At 61.3% G+C, this 17,715-nt stretch carries 14 protein-coding genes; 9 read left to right on the top strand and 5 right to left on the bottom strand.

The features are described 5' to 3' along the window. Positions 1-57 precede the first annotated feature (57 nt). Positions 58-1,185 carry a flavodoxin-dependent (E)-4-hydroxy-3-methylbut-2-enyl-diphosphate synthase gene (gene ispG, locus K3724_RS12460; protein WP_259985280.1) on the top strand — a complete coding sequence of 376 codons (1,128 nt, stop codon included), beginning with the start codon at positions 58-60 and terminating at the stop codon, positions 1,183-1,185. Positions 1,186-1,318: 133 nt separating this feature from the next. Here the strand turns inward: ispG and K3724_RS12455 are convergent, their stop codons facing one another. Continuing rightward, positions 1,319-2,083 carry a DsbA family protein gene (locus tag K3724_RS12455; RefSeq protein ID WP_259985273.1) on the bottom strand — a complete coding sequence of 255 codons (765 nt, stop codon included), beginning with the start codon at positions 2,081-2,083 and terminating at the stop codon, positions 1,319-1,321. Beyond that, complete coding sequence (locus tag K3724_RS12450; protein WP_259985271.1) at positions 2,080-3,435, bottom strand: M48 family metalloprotease; 1,356 nt, start codon at positions 3,433-3,435, stop codon at positions 2,080-2,082. The genes K3724_RS12455 and K3724_RS12450 overlap by 4 nt, the downstream gene beginning before the upstream one ends. A 22-nt stretch (positions 3,436-3,457) precedes the next feature. Here K3724_RS12450 and K3724_RS12445 point away from each other — a divergent pair, with 22 nt between their 5' ends. The 4 genes from K3724_RS12445 to K3724_RS12430 all read left to right on the top strand — a co-directional run bounded on the left by K3724_RS12445 (position 3,458) and on the right by K3724_RS12430 (position 9,323). After that, positions 3,458-4,603: a pyridoxal phosphate-dependent aminotransferase gene (locus K3724_RS12445; protein WP_259985261.1), complete on the top strand. Its 1,146-nt coding sequence runs from the start codon at positions 3,458-3,460 to the stop codon at positions 4,601-4,603. A gap of 73 nt (positions 4,604-4,676) precedes the next feature. After that, positions 4,677-5,894 carry an N-acetylmuramoyl-L-alanine amidase gene (locus K3724_RS12440; RefSeq protein ID WP_259985252.1) on the top strand — a complete coding sequence of 406 codons (1,218 nt, stop codon included), beginning with the start codon at positions 4,677-4,679 and terminating at the stop codon, positions 5,892-5,894. 9 nt (positions 5,895-5,903) lie between these two features. Continuing rightward, positions 5,904-6,692: a phosphodiesterase gene (locus K3724_RS12435; RefSeq protein ID WP_259985251.1), complete on the top strand. Its 789-nt coding sequence runs from the start codon at positions 5,904-5,906 to the stop codon at positions 6,690-6,692. A gap of 129 nt (positions 6,693-6,821) precedes the next feature. Then, complete coding sequence (locus tag K3724_RS12430; protein WP_259985250.1) at positions 6,822-9,323, top strand: penicillin-binding protein 1A; 2,502 nt, start codon at positions 6,822-6,824, stop codon at positions 9,321-9,323. Here the strand turns inward: K3724_RS12430 and K3724_RS23855 are convergent. After that, complete coding sequence (locus K3724_RS23855; RefSeq protein WP_311200176.1) at positions 9,317-11,779, bottom strand: Hint domain-containing protein; 2,463 nt, start codon at positions 11,777-11,779, stop codon at positions 9,317-9,319. The genes K3724_RS12430 and K3724_RS23855 overlap by 7 nt on opposite strands. Positions 11,780-12,003: 224 nt before the next feature. Here K3724_RS23855 and prfB point away from each other — a divergent pair, with 224 nt between their 5' ends. The 3 genes from prfB (at position 12,004) to K3724_RS12400 (ending at position 15,707) form a co-directional block, all read left to right on the top strand. Then, complete coding sequence (gene prfB / locus K3724_RS12410; protein WP_129370475.1) at positions 12,004-13,131, top strand: peptide chain release factor 2; 1,128 nt, start codon at positions 12,004-12,006, stop codon at positions 13,129-13,131. 197 nt (positions 13,132-13,328) lie between these two features. Beyond that, complete coding sequence (locus K3724_RS12405; RefSeq protein ID WP_259985246.1) at positions 13,329-14,738, top strand: hypothetical protein; 1,410 nt, start codon at positions 13,329-13,331, stop codon at positions 14,736-14,738. A 198-nt stretch (positions 14,739-14,936) separates the two neighbouring features. After that, the gene (locus K3724_RS12400; protein WP_259985244.1) at positions 14,937-15,707 is read left to right on the top strand and encodes a DUF2189 domain-containing protein; all 771 of its coding nucleotides are present in this window, start codon (positions 14,937-14,939) and stop codon (positions 15,705-15,707) included. 2 nt (positions 15,708-15,709) lie between these two features. Here K3724_RS12400 and K3724_RS12395 read toward each other — a convergent pair whose 3' ends face one another. Beyond that, complete coding sequence (locus K3724_RS12395; protein WP_259985242.1) at positions 15,710-16,468, bottom strand: helix-turn-helix domain-containing protein; 759 nt, start codon at positions 16,466-16,468, stop codon at positions 15,710-15,712. 275 nt (positions 16,469-16,743) lie between these two features. Between K3724_RS12395 and K3724_RS12390 the strand changes: the two genes are divergently transcribed. Continuing rightward, the gene (locus K3724_RS12390) at positions 16,744-17,100 is read left to right on the top strand and encodes a cold shock domain-containing protein (protein ID WP_259985240.1); all 357 of its coding nucleotides are present in this window, start codon (positions 16,744-16,746) and stop codon (positions 17,098-17,100) included. A gap of 33 nt (positions 17,101-17,133) precedes the next feature. Here the strand turns inward: K3724_RS12390 and ilvN are convergent, their stop codons facing one another. Then, positions 17,134-17,694 (bottom strand): acetolactate synthase small subunit, encoded by a 561-nt coding sequence (gene ilvN, locus K3724_RS12385; protein ID WP_259985238.1) that lies wholly within the window; start codon positions 17,692-17,694, stop codon positions 17,134-17,136. Positions 17,695-17,715: the final 21 nt, after the last annotated feature.

The following is a 17,715-nucleotide window of genomic DNA, read 5'->3' as shown; positions in this document are numbered from 1 at the left end:
CGCCGCCTCTCAGCACGTATCTAGCTGCTAACAGGATCCAGCCGGGACGCATTCCTCATGTCGATCAACCACATCCGCCCCTGGCGCCATATCGAGCGCCGCAAAAGCCGCCAGATCCATGTCGGCAATGTGCCCGTCGGCGGCGACGCCCCGATTGCGGTGCAGACGATGACCAACACGCTGACCACCGATGTGGCGGGAACCGTTGCCCAGATCCAGGCCGCGGCTGAGGCAGGCGCTGACCTGGTCCGGGTCTCGGTCCCGGATGAGGCGTCCTCAAAAGCGCTGAAGGAGATTGTGCGCGAAAGCCCGGTTCCGATCGTGGCCGATATCCATTTCCACTACAAACGCGGGATTGAGGCTGCCGAGGCGGGAGCCGCCTGTCTGCGCATCAACCCGGGCAACATCGGCGACGAAAAACGCGTGGCCGAGGTGATCAAAGCCGCAAAAGACCACAATTGCTCAATCCGCATCGGGGTGAATGCCGGGTCGCTGGAAAAACACCTGCTGGATAAATACGGCGAGCCCTGCCCGGAAGCGATGGTAGTGTCCGGCCTCGACCATATCCGCATCCTGCAAGACCATGATTTTCACGAATTCAAAATCTCGGTGAAAGCATCGGATGTCTTCATGTCAGCCGCCGCATACCAGCAGTTGGCCGAGGCGACCGACGCGCCGATCCATCTTGGCATCACCGAGGCGGGCGGCTTTGTCTCCGGCACCATCAAATCGGCGATCGGCCTGGGCCAGCTCCTGTGGATGGGCATCGGCGACACTTTGCGCGTGAGCCTTTCTGCCGATCCGGTGGAGGAAGTGAAAGTCGGCTTTGAGATCCTCAAATCCCTCGGCCTGCGCCACCGCGGCGTCAATATCATCTCCTGTCCCAGTTGCGCGCGCCAAGGGTTCAACGTGATCAAGACGGTGGAGGCGCTGGAAGAACGGCTTGCCCATATCCACACCCCGATGAGCCTTTCGATCATCGGCTGCGTGGTGAACGGCCCGGGTGAGGCGCTGATGACCGATGTCGGCTTCACCGGCGGCGGCGCGGGTGCGGGCATGGTCTATCTGGCGGGCAAGGCCAGCCACAAGATGTCCAACGAACAGATGGTCGACCACATCGTTGAAGAGGTCGAGAAAAAGGCCTCGGAAATTGAAACGGAAATGGCCGCCCAAGCTGCGGAATAACCCCGCAGGCCTGCTTCAGGCTGCCCGCTTTTTCATCTTTGCAAAAAAACTCCGGGGCTGCCATTGGTGCGCCATTGGTTCAAGCCCAATGGCGGCGGGCAGAGCCCCGGTTCCGCCGGTTCGGCGTCAGGCGTCAGCTCTGCTGGTCGCGGATTTCAGCCACTATGATCTCCATCTGGTCGGCGGGCAGGTAGCCGCGCAGCAGCTCATTGCCCAGCACAAAGGTCGGGGTGCCGGAGATTGCCATCTTCTGTGCCAGCGCGCGGGTCTGGCGCAGCTCGGCCGTCACCTCTTCGCTGTCCATCTTGGCAAAGATCGCATCGCCATCCAATGACAGCCCGTCCGCGATCCGGCGCAAAGCCACCTCGTTCGGCTCGCTGCCGAATTCAATCAGCGCATCATGCACTTGCTTATAGGCGTCATTCCCCGCCACCAGTTTGGATGCCACGGCAAAGCGCGACGACAGCACCGAGGCTTCGCCCAGGATCGGGAATTCCTTGATCACCAGGCGGATATTGCCGTCGCCTTTCACCAGCTTTTCCACCTCGGGGGCTGCCCGGCGGCAGTAGCCGCAGCGGTAGTCCATGAATTCAACCAGGGTGATGTCGCCGTCCGGATTGCCGCCGACCCAGGAATAGCCATCGTTCTGCAGCTCTGCCAGATTGTCTGTGACCAGCGTGTCATCGCGGACAGCCTCGGCCTGCTGCTGGCGCTGTTCCAGCAGATCAACCGCTTCCAGGATCAGCTCGGGGTTCTCCAGCAGATAGGCACGGATCTGTTCGCCAAAAGCCTCACGTTCGGCGTCAGACATATTGCTGAGGTCCAGCGCCTGCGCCGGGGTGCTCAGCAGCGCGAGGGCGGTGGCTGCCGCCGTGGCGGCGCGGGTAAAAGGTTTCATTTTCGTCTTTTCCTTTTCTGAGCTTGTTCATAGGCCGTCAGCACATCCTGTGCCCGCCGCGCGGCGGCGGATCCTGCAGGCAGCTGGGCGACGGCCCGTTTGGCATGAATTCCGGCGTCATCCAGACGCCCTTGCAAGGCATAGCGTTCGGCGGTGACCAGCGCGGCCAGGCCGCGCTGTCCGGTCTTGGCATAGGCCAGCGACATGTCACGCAGCAGCACCTGGTTGCGGAAATCGATGGCGCGGGCGCGTTCCATGGATTGCAGCGCCGCTTTCGGCTGGCCCGCGGCCAGCTGCGCACGCCCGTAACCGGAAAGGATCAGCGGGTCCTTGGGGGCCAGTTTCACCGCCTGGCCATAGGCCGCCAATGCGGCGCCCCATTGCCGGTTCTCTATCAGGATCTGTCCCTTCAATTCATGATAGAAAGGGTCGGAGGGACGGATCGCCAGCGCGCCATTTACCGCCTTCAGGGCCTTCTTCAGATTTCGCTGCCGGTGATAGGCGGCGGCTTCGCGCATCAGGCGCACGTCTTTGTACTGTTCCTCGCGCACCCGGCGCAGGGTCCATTTCGGGGCGCGGGTAAACCCCGACAGCTTGCCGCGCACCCGGGCGAACCAGTATTGCGCCTCGGCACTGGCCCGGCCCTTGTCGCCATGCGCCGCGAGATAGGCCTGCGCGGCGCGGATACGGTCGCGGCTAAGCGGGTGCGAGCGGGTGTAGGGGTCCTGACTGCCGGCACTCAACACTTCCTGACCGGCAAAGGCGCGGTGCAGATCGACCAGCCCCTGCGGGCTGATGCCGGCACGGTTGAGGTAATCCGCAGCAGAACGGTCGGCCGAGCTTTCTTCGGCGCGGGTATGGGATAGAAACCCGCGCAGCGCGGAATTCTGCGTGCCGATGGCAATGCCGCCCGCGGCGTCGCCCGCACCCGCCGCCGCAGCCAGAACCGCAAGCGCCACGCCTAGACCTGCAGCGCTGCTGGCTGAGCGCAGGTTCTGCATCCGCCGCGCCAGATGGCCATTGGTGATATGGGCGGCTTCATGGGCGATCACTGCCTGCAGCATCTCGGGGGAGGTCACCTTGAGGATCAGCCCGTAATTCACGAATATCGTTCGCGAATCCAAGACAAAGGCATTGAAGGCGGAATCGTTGACCAGCAGGATCCGGACCCGGTTTGCGTTCAGCCCCGCGGCCCGCAGCACCGGTGCTGCCAGTCGGTTCAGCCCGTGCTCGATATCCGGATCGCGCAGCAGCGAGATCGACGCCGCCTGCGCTGCCGCTGCAAATTGTAACAGCGCGCAAAGCACAAGAGCCGGGATTGACGCCAGCCGGAAGAAACGGTCAAAACTCATGCGCGCACCATGGGAGATCAGAATGCGAAACTCAAGCCGATCCAGCGTTGATCCGTTTATTGTGATGGACGTGATGGAGGCCGCCCGCAAGGCCGAGGAAGCAGGCCGCCATATCATCCATATGGAGGTGGGCCAGCCATCGACGGGGGCACCCTCCGGTGCCTTGAAAGCGCTGGGGAATGCGCTGGAAAACAATGCTTTGGGTTATACTGTTGCTTTGGGTCTGCCGGAATTGCGCCAGCGCATCGCGCGGCTGTACGGCGACTGGTATAACGTCGATCTGAATCCGGATCGGGTGATCGTGACGCCGGGCTCCTCCGGCGCCTTTCTGCTGAGCTTCACGGCTCTGTTTGACAGCGGCGACAGGGTCGGGATCGGCGCGCCGGGGTATCCGTCCTACAGGCAGATCCTCAAGGCGCTGGGGCTGACGCCGGTGGACATCCAGACAGCCCCGGAAAACCGGCTGCAACCCGTGGCCGCGGATTTGAAGGGGCAGGATCTGGCGGGCCTCATGGTGGCCTCGCCCGCCAACCCATCGGGCACCATGCTGGACCATTCCGCGATGGGCGCCCTGATCGATGCGGCGCGGGGTGAGGGGGCCAGTTTTATCTCCGACGAGATCTATCACGGGCTGGAGTATGAGGCGAAGGCGGTCACCGCGCTGGAGCTGACGGATGAGGCTTACGTCATCAATTCTTTCTCCAAGTTCTTCTCGATGACCGGCTGGCGGGTTGGCTGGATGGTGGTGCCCGAAGACCATGTGCGGGTGGTCGAACGCATTGCCCAGAACATGTTCATCTGCGCGCCGCACGCCAGTCAGGTGGCGGCACTTGCTGCGATGGATTGCGAAGATGAATTGCGCGAAAATCTGGCCGTCTACGCCAAGAACCGCCAGCTGATGCTGGACGGGCTGCCCAAGGCCGGTTTCACCAAAATCGCGCCGCCGGACGGGGCGTTTTATGTCTATGCCGATGTGTCGGATCTGACCGCGGACAGCCGCAGCTTTGCCGCGGAAATCCTTGATAAGGCAGGCGTTGCGGTGACGCCGGGGCTGGATTTTGACCCTGTTCGTGGCGCCACGACGCTGCGGTTCTCCTATGCACGCTCCACTGCGGATATCGAAGAAGGACTGGCGCGGCTGGAGAAATTCATGGCCGCGCGCGGCTGACCACAGAAGGCGGATTTTCAATTCCGGTGGAATTGCCTAGTCTGCGCCGAAAACCAAGAACCGGGGTTCAGGCATGGGCAGACTGCTTTCCTTCATCACGCTGATCTGGCTGCTGGCAGGCGGCGCCTGGGCGCAAGGCTTCAGCGGGCTGGCGCGCATTGATGCTGACGCCAGCCGGGTCCGCGATGCCGGGCGGGGCACCGAGGTGGTTCTGGGCCTCAGCCAAGGGGTGCCGTACCGGCTGTTCACCCTGGCGGAGCCGCCAAGGCTGGTGCTGGACTTCCAGGAAGTCGACTGGACCGGGCTGACGGCGGAGACCTTGCTGCAGAGCGAGCAGATCACCGGGGCGCAATTCGGTACCTATGTGCCGGGCTGGTCGCGTTTGGTTCTGCAGCTGGCAGAGCCGATGAAGGTTTCCACGGCAGCTATGACCTTGGACCAGGTGACCGCCGCCGCCCGGCTGGCAGTATCGCTTGCGCCTGCCACGGCGGAAGAATTTGCCGCCGGTGCCGGCGCTCCGCAGGATCCGCGCTGGGATCTGCCTGCGCCGCAAACCATGCCGGGCAAGGGCGCGCGCGATGAAAATGCACCGCTCCTGGTGATGCTGGACCCGGGCCACGGCGGCATCGACCCAGGGGCGGAGACCGAAGTGGTCATTGAAAAACACCTGATGCTGCAGTTCGCGCGGGAGCTGGGCGAGGCGCTGCTGCGGTCCGGCCAGTTCACCGTGCAGATGACCCGCGACGACGACTATTTCGTTTCGCTGGAACGCCGCATCGCCATGGCGCATCAGGCCGGGGCGGATGTGTTTATCTCGCTGCATGCCGACACGATTTCCGAGGGCCGGGCGCATGGATCCACCGTGTATACTCTGTCCAAAGAAGCCTCCGATGTGGCCTCGGCTAAGCTGGCAGAGCGGCACCTGCGCGGTGATCTGCTTTCGGGCACCGACCTGAGTGAAGCAGACGACAAGGTGACGGCTGTGATGCTGGATCTGGCCCGGCAGGAAACCCAGCCGCGCAGCGATGCCTTGGCGGCGGCGCTGATTGATGGGCTGCGGGGGCAGGGGCGGCCGATCAACAACCGGCCGCTGCGCTCGGCCGGGTTTTCGGTGCTGAAATCGGCTGATATTCCTTCGGTTCTGGTGGAGATCGGATTTTTGTCCAGCAAGCGGGACTTGCAAAACCTGGTGGATCCGGATTGGCGGGCCAAGGCTGCGCGCGGTATTCTGAACGGGCTGATCACCTGGCGCGCCCAGGACGACGCCCGCCGCACGCTGGTGCGGCAATAGGGGGCTGCGATGAAGCTGATCTGGATGTCGGATCCGCATTTCGAGGCTGAAGGGCTGGTGCTGGGGCATGACCCGCGTTTGCGGCTGCAGGCTGCCGTCGATTTTATTGCCAAGCACCATTCAGATGCCGCCGCCTGTCTGATCACCGGTGACCTGGTGGAAACCGGAACGATGCAGAATTACAAGGCGTTGAAGGGGGTTCTTGACGGCTTGCCGATGCGGGTTCTGCCAATGACCGGCAATCATGATGACCGCGCTGCGTTGCGTGCGGTGCTGCCGTTGCCGGAAACCGCAATGCCTGGTTTTGTCCAATACCGGTGCGATTTCGGGGATCTTTCTGTGCTGTGCCTGGATACGCTGATTCCGGGCGCCGCGGCGGGCGTTCTTTGCGCAGAGGGGATGGGTTGGCTAAAGGCAGAGCTGGACGCGCTGAACGGTCGGCCCGCCATCGTGGCCATGCATCACCCGCCGATGATGCTGGGGCTGCCGATGCTGGATCCGGACAATCTGCGAAACGGGGACGCGCTGCTGGCGTTGCTTGCCGGTCACCCCAACGTGCTGCATCTGATGGCGGGGCATGTGCACCGGCCCTGTTCAGGCACCGCAGGCGGTATTCCCTTTACCACCGCAAAATCAGTGCTTTACCAAGCGCCGCCACCGTGCCCCGATTGGGATTGGAGCAGCTTCAGACCCGCCGCCGAGGCCCCGGCGCTAACGGTGCTGGAGGACAGCCCAGGCGGGCTGACCCTGCAGCAATGCCAGTTCTGTGACTACGGCTTGGGTGCTCCCGCTGCGTAAGACACCGCACAGCGCGGGGAATTGTGCTAGAATTCTCCCATCTCTCTGGCATATATCCGCTGTTTCCTGTTTTGACCCGGGGGACTGCCGCACCTATATAGGCGGCACCTCGCGAGAAAGGCCAAACCCGTGCTTAGGTTCATACTCTCCTTCTTTGGTTCCATCTTCAGCACCCTCACCCTTGGGGTGGCGATGGTGGCGCTGACCATTGGCGCGGTGTTCTGGATCTACGGTCGCGATCTGCCAAGCCACGATTCGCTGGCGCAGTATCAGCCGCCGACCATCAGCCGGATTTATTCCGGCGAAGGCCATATGATCGACGAATTCGCCAAAGAGCGGCGCCTGTTCACGCCGTCGGCGGACATTCCGGATCTGGTGAAACAGGCCTTTATCTCGGCGGAGGATAAGAATTTTTACAGTCACGGCGGTTATGATGCCCGCGGTATTGCTGCGGCAGCAATTGAGGCAGTGCGCTCGCGCGGGGCGAATGTGCGCGGCGCTTCAACCATCACCCAGCAGGTGATGAAGAACTTCCTGCTGTCCGGCGACCGCCGCGCCGAGCGCAAGATCAAGGAGATCATCCTCGCCACCCGGCTGGAGGAGACGCTTAACAAAGAACGGATCCTGGAGCTGTATCTGAACGAGATCTTCCTGGGCCAGAACTCTTATGGTGTGACGGCGGCGGCGCAGACCTATTTCAACAAAACGCTGGGGGAACTCGCCCCGCATGAGGCGGCAACGCTGGCTGCAATGCCCAAGGCGCCGTCGGATTACCACCCGGTACGGCAAAAGGAACGGCTGCTGGCGCGCCGCAACTACGTGCTGCGGGAGATGCGCGAGAACGGTTATATCTCGCGGGATGTCTATGGCGTCGAGGTGGCGCAGCCGCTGCGTTCGGTGCAGAATGGCGATTTCGAGGGCTTCCGCACCGCGCTGCCGCCGCGCGACTACTTTACCGATGAAATCCGCCGCCAGCTGACCCAGGACTTTGGCGAGGGTGAGTTTTTCACCGGCGGCTTTACCGTGCGTGCCACCATCGACCACGAAATGCAGGCCGAGGCGGCGCTGGCGATGCGCGGCGGTTTGCAAAAGTACGACCGTTCGCGCGGGAAATGGCGTGGCACCGGCGTGACACTGGAAGAGGTGCAGCTTGCGGATGAGGCCGGCTGGCGTGCCGCGCTGGCCAGTGCCGACGTGTCCCGGGACATTGAATTGGGCGGCAAATGGTATCCGGCCGTGGTGCTGGAGGTTGGTGATAAATCGCTGACCGTCGGTGTCGAAGACAATGAGGGCACGGGCACGGTGCCACGCTCTGACATCAAATGGATGCAAGGCAGCTTTGCCGCCAATTTCACCCGCGGCGATGTGGTGCTGGTCCGGGCCGAGGAAAAAGACGGCACGTTCAGCCACTGGTCGCTGCGCCAGGTGCCGGAAGTGCAGGGCGGCTTTGTCGCTATGGACGTGAACACCGGCCGGGTTCTGGCAATGCAGGGCGGTTTCTCCTACCAGCATTCTGTGTTCAACCGCGCGACCCAGGCGCTGCGCCAGCCCGGCTCCAGCTTCAAGCCGTTTGTTTATGCGGCAGCACTCGACAGCGGCTACAGCCCGGCAACCATCGTTGTGGACGCCCCGATCGAGATCAACACGCCGCAGGGTCTGTGGCGGCCCAAGAACTCGTCGAACAAATTCTATGGCCCGACGCCTCTGCGGACGGGAATTGAGATGAGCCGGAACCTGATGACAATCCGCCTGGCGCAGGAGGTTGGGATGCCCGTTGTCGCGGGCTATGCGGAACGTTTTGGCGTTTATGACAATATGGGCGCCTTCCTGGCCAATTCGCTCGGGTCCGAGGAAACCACGCTGTACAAGATGGTCGCGGCCTATGCGATGTTTGCCAACGGCGGCGAGCGGGTGCAGCCGACATTGGTGGACCGGGTGCAGGACCGATTCGGGCGCACCATATACCGGCATGACGACCGCGACTGTGTCGAATGCGCAGACCCCGATCTGGCCCCCGGCCAGGCGCCGCGGATTGTCACCGACCGGGAACAGGTGATGGACCCGATCACCGCCTATCAGCTGACCTCGATGATGCGGGGCGTGGTGGACCGGGGCACCGCGTCGAGCGTGATCAACCTGCCGGTGCCCACTGCGGGCAAGACCGGCACCACCAATGATTCCCGCGATGTCTGGTTTGTCGGCTTCACCTCCAACATCGTGGCCGGCTGCTACATGGGCTTTGATCAGCCCCGCCCGATGGGCCGCGGCGCCTATGGCGGCACCATGTGCGGCCCGGTGTTCCAGCAGTTCATGAAAAAGGCCACCGAGAAGTTCGGCGGCGGCCCGTTCGACGTGCCGGAAGGCGGCCATTTCATCAAGATTGACCGCTATACCGGCGCACGGCTGCCCGATAATGCGTCAGGCGCCTATGTGGTGGCCGAATATTTCCGCGACGGCGCCGAGCCGATCTTTGGCCTGACCTATGATGGCGGCTTTGCGATGGGATCGAACCTGCCGTTGATCGAAGAGGTGCAGGAATCGGGACGCAAAGTGACCACCTCCAGCGGCGGCACTGCGGTGCTGGGCCCCAAGGCGACTTTTGGCACCATCAGTTCCGGCGGGCTTTATTGAAACAGAAGTGCTGCCTCGTGACGTGCTGCAACCTGGCGCGCGGTGGCGCCATAGGTTCCTGTGCTCCAGCGCAGATCGGGCATGATCCGGAACAGCTCCTCGCGCACCGGATCGTCCAGGGCTGAGACCGCTTGGGCGCCGGGATGAAAGCTTTCCGAGGGCGCGCCTTCGGCATAGATGATTTCATGCTGGTCGAACAGGAGATGCACATAGGTGACAGTGCCGCCGGTTTCCTGGCGGACAGTGCTGCCGTTGACCAGATGCAGCGCCGGGACCAGAACCTCGTTTTCGTCAAACAGCAAAGTTGAAGCAGCGCCGCAAAATAGCATCCGGTGCTGTGGTGACACCAGCAGGTCGCGTTCAGCGCCGAAACACCCGGCCGGAATCCGCACCGGGGCCAGGTTGCCCGTTGCAGGCACCGTCGACTGACTGATCCAGCGCACCGGTTGCAAACCATTGTCGCGGGTGATCACCTGATCGCACGGATGCAGCGTTTCGATGGCGCGCAGGCCTGCGGTGGTGGCAATTCTGGTTCCGGCTGCGAAGCAGATTATGTTCTCGATACCCGAGAAGCTGACCACACTGCCATCCAGCAGTGTAGCCGTGCCGGTCAGGCTGCCGCCGGTATTGTCGGTTATGTTCAGCGTGCCCTTGTCAAGCTGGCCGTTGAAATCCAGCGTGTCGCCGGTGGTTTGCCCGGTGTTGCCACCGGTGACGGTCATATTGTTGCTGCCGCTGTCGCCGGTGTCGACTATGGTGAAATAATCGTCGCCGTCACCGCCCGAGGCTGTGTCGCCCTCACCGATGATCAGGCTGTCATCACCGGAACCACCGTCGATGGAGTCGGCTCCGGCGTTGCCTTCCAGTGTATCACTGCCGCCTTCACCCAGAAGGGTGTCGCTGCCGCTGCCGCCGGTCAGGCTGTTGTCGCCTGCGGCCCCTTTGACCCAGATATCCGAGGTTCCGATGGACGCATTGAGCGTATCGTCACCGGAATGCAGGTAGTAGCGTTCGAACTCCGAGAAAGTGACGCTATCCCCGCCGACGGAGAAAGAGCCTGCTTCATCACCCGTGAAGGTGATGTTTATACCGGTGCCGTCGCCATAGAGCTCCAGCATGTCGCCGGAGGTTTCATCGGTTTCGCCGCCCACCAGGGTTTCGCCATCAGGATTTGCCCAAACTGCAACCCAGTCGTCCCCGCCTTCGCCATAGAAGGTATCGTTACCCTCGTCCGTGTCATAGAGGTCGTTGCCATCCCCGCCATAGACAAGGTCATCTCCGGTTCCCGCCCAAAGCGTGTCGTTGCCGCTGCCGCCGTAAAGCGTATCATTTCCCGCGCCGCCGGAGATTGTGTCGCTTCCCCCCTGGCCATAGATCAGATCATCGCCGCCGCCGCCGGAAATACTGTCATCACCATCAGCGGGGTCCTCCGGCGGCACCGTGAATGTGATGTTCGAGATCGTGTAGTCGGACCCGTCGGTGCCATCGGTTTGCAGGTTGGCCGACAAGACCAGTTGGTCAAAGGCGCCATAACCGTTGATGTCGACGGTCCCTGTACCGGTCCCGGCCACATCTTCGGTAAAATCCCCCTGGGCGACCAGGACGCCGTCCTTATAGATCGCCCAATGGCCTTCTTCGCCGTTGCCATCAGTAAACAAGTGCTTGAAGGTGAAGCTGGCGTCGGTTGTATCCTGATCGAAGTCGACGATCAGCTCTTCGGAAATGCCTGATGCTTTGTCATATCCAATCTGCGCGTCAACGCCGCTGTCGGAGTCAGAGATGGCCCCGGCAACACCAAATGCACCATCGTAATAGTCGATATTGGCCGCATTGGCAGTGCCCGACAGGTCCTTGGCCGTGACCGTGAAGCCGCTGCTGGTGTCGGTGACGTTGGAGTCATCGATGCTTTCCTGGGAATCTGCCAGCCCGGCCTCAGAACTGCTGTCGCCATAGATCGTGTCATCGCCTGCGCCGCCTTCCAGGCTGTCATCGCCGTCACCGCCGAACACCATGTCGTTGTCTGCACCGGCGTTGACGGTATCATTGCCTGCGCCGGCCTCAACCGTGTCCTGATTGCCCGAGGCGCCGCCGCCGCTGCCATTATCGACCTGATCGCCATCGCCGTCGGTGTAGCTGCTGTCGATGTTATCCGCGCCGCTGGTGCCCTCGACCGGGCCGTCGGTGTCTGTATAGGCGGGCGGACTGTCAGCGCTGGCCGAGCTGAAGGTGTCAGGCGGGCCCAGATCCGGCACAAAATAAACGTTGCCGTCAGCGCCGAGATAATAAACGCCGCTTTCGACTTCATTGGTGTAAGGCGTGCCGCCGTGCGAGCCGGTCCAGCTCCAATTGCCGGCGCCCAGGTTCTGGTCCGTGGTAAAGGAGGAATAGGTGGACGTGATCGTATCGCCGTGATCAAGCGATCCGTCTCCAAGCTGGACAAGATACCCGCTGGGCATGGTCCCAATTCCTCAAATTCGCAGCGGGCAGGCTGCTCGCGCGTTCCAGATCCCAAAGTCAAGCAGGCCGCGTTAATTCCGCGTATTTCCGGCTTTGGAAAACGCGCGGCATTTTAGTTGGTTTTTCCGCAGCGGCTGGCGGTCCGGGGCAGGGCCTGGCCGCTTGCCCGCGGCGCAAGTGTGGTTTATCACACAAGCCTGATCTTAGATTGCAAGGACCTCCCATGCGCGCGGAAACCCAGAACATCGTGGCGGATATCGAGAAATCGCTGGAGCTGCTGGCCCAGCGGTTGAATTGGGAAACCGCTGAATTCCGCCTGGAGGAATTCAACGCGCGGGTTGAGGATCCGAACCTGTGGGACGATCCCGACGCGGCCCAGAAGCTGATGCGCGAACGCCAGGCGCTGGTGGATGCGATCAATACTTACAAGGGCATCAAACAGGATCTCTCTGACAATATCGAGCTGATCGAGCTGGGCGAGATGGAAGAGGATGAGGAAGTCATCAAGGATGCCGAAGCCGCGCTGAGCGCGCTGAAGGACAAGGCTGCCGAGAAGGAACTGGAAGCGCTGCTGGACGGCGAGGCCGATGCCAATGACACCTTCCTGGAAATCAATGCAGGCGCGGGCGGCACCGAAAGCTGCGACTGGGCCTCGATGCTGGCGCGGATGTATGTCCGCTGGGCCGAGAAAAAGGGTTACAAGGTCGAGCTGCAATCCGAAAGCGCAGGCGACGAGGCGGGCATCAAATCCGCCGCCTACAAGATTTCCGGCCACAACGCCTATGGCTGGCTGAAATCCGAGAGCGGCGTGCACCGGCTGGTGCGGATCTCGCCTTATGACTCGGCGGCCAAGCGGCACACGTCGTTCAGCTCGGTCTGGGTTTATCCGGTGGTGGACGACAATATCGAGATCGACGTGAACCCTTCTGATATCCGGGTCGATACCTACCGGTCCTCAGGCGCAGGCGGCCAGCACGTGAACACCACAGACTCGGCGGTGCGGATCACCCACATCCCAACCGGCATCGTGGTGACCTCTTCGGAAAAATCGCAGCACCAGAACCGCGACATCGCCATGAAGGCGCTGAAATCGCGCCTGTATCAGCAGGAGCTGGACCGCCGCAACGAGGCGATCAACGCCGCCCACGAGGCCAAAGGCGATGCGGGCTGGGGCAACCAGATCCGGTCCTATGTGCTGCAGCCCTATCAGATGGTGAAGGACCTGCGCACCAGCCACGAGACCTCGGATACCAAGGGTGTTCTGGATGGCGATCTGGACGGGTTTATGGGCGCAACGCTGGCGATGAATGTCGCCGGCAAAAGCCGCTCGGAGGCGCAGGGCGAGGACTAACCAAGCGTCGCGCTGCAAACGGCGCGCCGGTCGCAGAATGACAGAGCCTCAGGGTGCCTGCCCCGAGGCTCTTTTTCCGTGCGCGTTCATTTTATTGTCAACTTATGATACACTAAACCTTGGGGGTTCCGGGCATTGTTTCCGGTAGTGAAACCCCGTTTTAACAATTTCAGCTATTTAACGAGGAGGACTTTGCCATGGCCACGGTAGAGTTGAATCTGACCTTTGACGGTGAAACCTTGATCCCCCGGCGCGAAGGCCAAACTGACGTCCCTTGGGACAATCGGTTTCTGAACACCTACAATGTCTTTGAGAGCGACCCTGATAACCGCCTTGTGTCGAACCTTGATCTTACCGGCGAGGACTGGACGGCCAAGATCGTCCGGTTTGGAAATGCCGCCGAGGACAACCTGACGACGATCACTGATATGGACAGCGGCGCAGGCCGCCGGATTGATTATCTGGAAGTCGGGTACAATTCCGTGGTGGAACTGGACTCGACCCGCATACGCCAGATCAATGGCTGGGATGGGGAGAAGCACGAGGTCAAACTGGGCAACAATCAGGATGGCAGCACGTTCTCCATCTTTCTGTTTGCCGAGGAAAACATCGTCACCACTGGCAATGCCTTTGTGTTCAACATCCAAACCGGGCTGGACAGCAGCGATGCGGATCGGGCTAAGGGAGATGTGATCACCATCGGGACCGGCTGGGCCGGCACAGTTCGAACCGGCATAGGTGACGACAAGGTCGTGGTCCGCAAGGGGGGCGTTGAATATGTCAGCACATCGGGCGGCGACGACACCGTGGTGATTGGCAAACATGGCGCTGGCATCGTCCGTACCGGGGATGGCAAGGACAGTGTCCGCACCGGCAAGGAGTGGGTTGAGCTGATCTCAACCGGCGACGGCAAGGATATGGTCGAAATCGGCTCGGGCGGCGCTGGCATGGTTCGGCTGGGAGGAGGAAGGGACGTCGTGAAAGTCTCGGAGACGGATCCCGGTTTCGGACTGAACATCAAAGGCGGCGGCGGCAGAGACACTGTTGATTTCTCGAATTTCGCAACCGGTGTGCGGTTCTCGCTCGACTCGGGTGGCGCCTGGCAGAACCCGGGAGCGCCGGGCGGCGATTTGAATGCGGAGGGCGCCGGGTTCTTTCAGGAAACCAGCATCGAAAACCTGACCGGCACCTCGAAGGGCGACAGGCTGACGGGGGATGGCGGGGCCAATCTGCTTGCCGGCAAGGGCGGCAATGACCGGCTGTTTGGTCTGGCTGGCGGTGACACGCTGACCGGCGGCGGCGGTGCGGACAGGCTGAACGGCGGCGGCGGCGCGGACACGTTGAACGGCGGCGGCGGCAATGACACGCTGAAGGGCGGCGGCGGCGCCGACACATTTGTATTTGCACCAGGCAGCGGCGATGATCTGGTCAGGGACTTCATGGATGGCACCGATATCCTGCAAATCAGGGGGCACAGCGGCGGCCTTGGCAGCCTCGTTATCGAGGATGACGGCGGCGACCGTCTGATCACCCATGATGGCGGAACCATCCGGCTGGACGGCGAGGCCGGGCTTGTCCTGACCGCTGATGATTTCATGTTTGTCTGACTGCAAACTGAATTTTCCGGGACAGAAGGCGGACCGTAAGGCCCGTCTTTCCTTTGCACGGGATCCGGGTGGGGCCTGACAGGCCAGGCCGGAGCGCTGATCCCGCAGGGTAATTGATAATATGTATCCGGAAGGCATTTTTTAACACCGGGATCGCGGCTAGGCTGGCAAAAACACCAAATGGGAGGACAGACCGCGATGACCACCGAAAAGCCCTTTGGGGTGCCGCCGCTGCGGCCGATTTCGACGCAGATGCTGTTTGAGGCACTGCGCCGGGGCTGGGCGGACTTCCGGGCGAAACCTGTTTACGGGCTGTTTTTTGCGGGCTTTTATGTGCTGGCAGGCTGGGCCATGGCCTGGACCACGGTTCAGACCGGCACCACTTTTTGGCTGGTTCTTGCAGCGATCGGCTTTCCGCTGATCGGTCCGTTTGCAGCGGTGGGCCTGTATGAGGTCTCGCACCGCCTGGAGCAGGGCAGAGGGATAGCGGTTGGCAGGATCCTGGGTGTGGTTTTGCAGCAAAGCCGCCGTCAGCTGCCGTCTATCTGCGCCATCATCATTGTGGTGTTCCTGTTCTGGTTTTTCCTTGGCCATATGATTTTCGCCCTGTTCATGGGCCATGCAACAATGACCAATATCTCCAGTTCAGCCGAGGTTTTTCTGACCGTTAACGGGCTTACCATGCTGGCCGTCGGCACCGCCGTCGGCGCGCTGTTTGCGTTGCTGCTTTACATGATCACGGTGATTTCACTGCCGCTGCTGTTGGACCGCGAGGTGGATTTTGTCACCGCGATGATCACGAGTTTCCAATATGTGCAGCAGAATTTTCTGGTGATGATGATCTGGGCCGGTCTGATTGCGGCCGTAACCTTTGCCGCGCTGCTGCCGTGGTTCCTGGGGCTGTTTCTGGTGCTGCCGCTGCTCGGTCACGCCACCTGGCACATCTACCGCCAGGCTGCTGCTGAATAGGGTCAGCAGAAAGGCTGGCCGGTGTGCAGCAGCCGCTGGTGAAAGGGCAGCAGCTCTGCTTCATTGGCGAACCCTGCGCTGCGGGCAGCGGCCAGCACCTGTTTGGCGTCCCGGCCAAGATGTTCATAGACCATCCGCGTCACCCGTTCGCCGGTTTCGTTTTCCCGGACGGTGCGGGCGACGTAACCGGACCAGAAGTTGTTCTCGAGCGAGGCCACCCGGGCCAGGTAGTTGAAGGAATAGGTCATTGCATTGCGGCGGGCGATGACAAAGGCGACACCGTCCTCGTGGCCGCTGATGTAGCCGCGGAATTCGCGGACGCCGGGACTGTCGGGCAGGCCCTGGCTGCGCATCGCCTCCTTGGCTTCAAAGCCCTTTATGTATGTCACGCCTGCATCGCGGAAGACATAGACCAGGCCAATGACGAATTTGTCGTCACTGATGAAACTGCGGCGGGTGAAGCGGTAGAATCCGGACGGGAAGAATTCTTCCCTCAGCTGCAGCACGCCGCGGCCCAGGAAATCGGTGAGAAAGGCGCCGTTGATGACCTGGCCGGTTTTTGACAGTTTTTCCACCGGGTCGAGCAGAATGCGGGCATCCACTTCGAAAAACTGGCAGATGCGGTCCAGCACATCCGGGCGCGGAAAGCTTTCGCCGGACAGGTACCGGTTGAATTGGGTCCGGTTGATCCCCAGCTGCCGCGACAGTTCCGAAATCGACGGATATTGCCGCGACAATTGACGCAAATTGGCGCCAAACATGTTCCTCAGGTCGGCAGGGGATCGGGTATGGCTGGTCATCATTGCCTCTGATGGCGTAGTTGGTTGCGGTATTTTAGCACTATCTGACAACGCCTTATGCGGGAAATTGGCTGAGGGCTGCGCAGCGTTGATCCTGTTTGACGTCATTGCTGTTGCTAGTTCACGTCACAAGGCTAGTCAAGCCGACACAAAATGCAATAGTCCAGCGCGTATTTTACCATGTTGGCGTCACCTCAATTGTTCCAGAATTGGAATGCGGCAATGCGAGGACTGGTATGATTGGAGTTATTTTATGGAGTGATGAATCCCTGAACAAAGCCGTTATTTGGTGCGATGATCAGGGTGACCTTGCTTTCTACACAAAAAAGGCAAGTGAAGACTTCCATGAACTGAATCCAGGCGATTGGGTTGAGTTTGAATTAACTTTGAGCGGCAATTGCAGGATTGCGGAAAATCTTGCGGTATTGCTTGAACAGGGTAGCCCGGGCCTGGCGGACCGGCTGTGTGCGGCAGCGGGCCGCGGCGCCGAAGCGGCGGGTGCCGGGCCGGAAAACGGAACTGTTGTTCCCTTTCCGCAGCAATCTGTGAAAAAGCGGCGCGTTGCGGCGCCGCTTCATGTAAGCCGGGGCTGATACTGCCGGCCCGTCCGCGGGCCGGCTGCAGGGTCAATTTCCACGCAGCAGCGCAGCGACCCCGGTACGGGCAATCTCGGACAGGCCAAGCGGGCGCATCAGATCGGCAAAGGCGTCGATTTTTTCCGGCGCGCCGGTGATCTCGAAAACAAAACTGTTCAGCGTGCTGTCAACCACATTGGCGCGGAAGATATCCGCCAGCCGCAGCGCCTCGACGCGTTTTTCGCCTTCACCGGCGACCTTGAGGATCGCCAGCTCGCGCTCAACGGCCACGCCTTCGACGGTCAGGTCATGCACGTCGCGCACCGAAACGATCCGTCCCAGCTGGGCCTTGATCTGCTCAATCACCTGCGGGGTGCCGGTGGTGACGATGGTGATGCGCGATAGATGGCCGGTATGATCCACTTCGGCCACGGTCAGGCTTTCAATGTTGTAACCGCGGCCCGAGAACAGCCCGATGACACGGGCGAGAACACCGGGTTCGTTTTCCACTAGAACCGCAATTGTGTGCCGTTCCTGCACATCCGAAAACGTCGGGCGCAGGTTGTAGGCGGAATGGCGGGTGGAGCCTTTTTTAATATGCAGGGCAGACATGTCGTGCCTTTCTCTCGTATG

This window comes from Leisingera sp. M658 (assembly GCF_025144145.1).
In the GTDB taxonomy this organism is placed as follows: domain Bacteria; phylum Pseudomonadota; class Alphaproteobacteria; order Rhodobacterales; family Rhodobacteraceae; genus Leisingera.
The sequence above is the reverse complement of the archived record's forward strand: the minus strand, read 5'-3'. Positions and strand labels throughout refer to the sequence as shown.

Bases quoted from the DNA above. Each gene is read 5' to 3' on its own strand.
- ispG (WP_259985280.1), top strand. From the start codon at position 58: ATGTCGATCAACCACATCCGCCCCTGGCGCCATATCGAGCGCCGCAAA.
- K3724_RS12390 (WP_259985240.1), top strand. From the start codon at position 16,744: ATGATTGGAGTTATTTTATGGAGTGATGAATCCCTGAACAAAGCCGTT.
- K3724_RS12395 (WP_259985242.1), bottom strand. From the start codon at position 16,468: ATGTTTGGCGCCAATTTGCGTCAATTGTCGCGGCAATATCCGTCGATT.
- K3724_RS12405 (WP_259985246.1), top strand. From the start codon at position 13,329: ATGGCCACGGTAGAGTTGAATCTGACCTTTGACGGTGAAACCTTGATC.
- prfB (WP_129370475.1), top strand. From the start codon at position 12,004: ATGCGCGCGGAAACCCAGAACATCGTGGCGGATATCGAGAAATCGCTG.
- K3724_RS23855 (WP_311200176.1), bottom strand. From the start codon at position 11,779: ATGCCCAGCGGGTATCTTGTCCAGCTTGGAGACGGATCGCTTGATCAC.
- K3724_RS12455 (WP_259985273.1), bottom strand. From the start codon at position 2,083: ATGAAACCTTTTACCCGCGCCGCCACGGCGGCAGCCACCGCCCTCGCG.
- K3724_RS12445 (WP_259985261.1), top strand. From the start codon at position 3,458: ATGCGAAACTCAAGCCGATCCAGCGTTGATCCGTTTATTGTGATGGAC.
- K3724_RS12435 (WP_259985251.1), top strand. From the start codon at position 5,904: ATGAAGCTGATCTGGATGTCGGATCCGCATTTCGAGGCTGAAGGGCTG.
- K3724_RS12400 (WP_259985244.1), top strand. From the start codon at position 14,937: ATGACCACCGAAAAGCCCTTTGGGGTGCCGCCGCTGCGGCCGATTTCG.
- K3724_RS12450 (WP_259985271.1), bottom strand. From the start codon at position 3,435: ATGAGTTTTGACCGTTTCTTCCGGCTGGCGTCAATCCCGGCTCTTGTG.
- K3724_RS12440 (WP_259985252.1), top strand. From the start codon at position 4,677: ATGGGCAGACTGCTTTCCTTCATCACGCTGATCTGGCTGCTGGCAGGC.
- ilvN (WP_259985238.1), bottom strand. From the start codon at position 17,694: ATGTCTGCCCTGCATATTAAAAAAGGCTCCACCCGCCATTCCGCCTAC.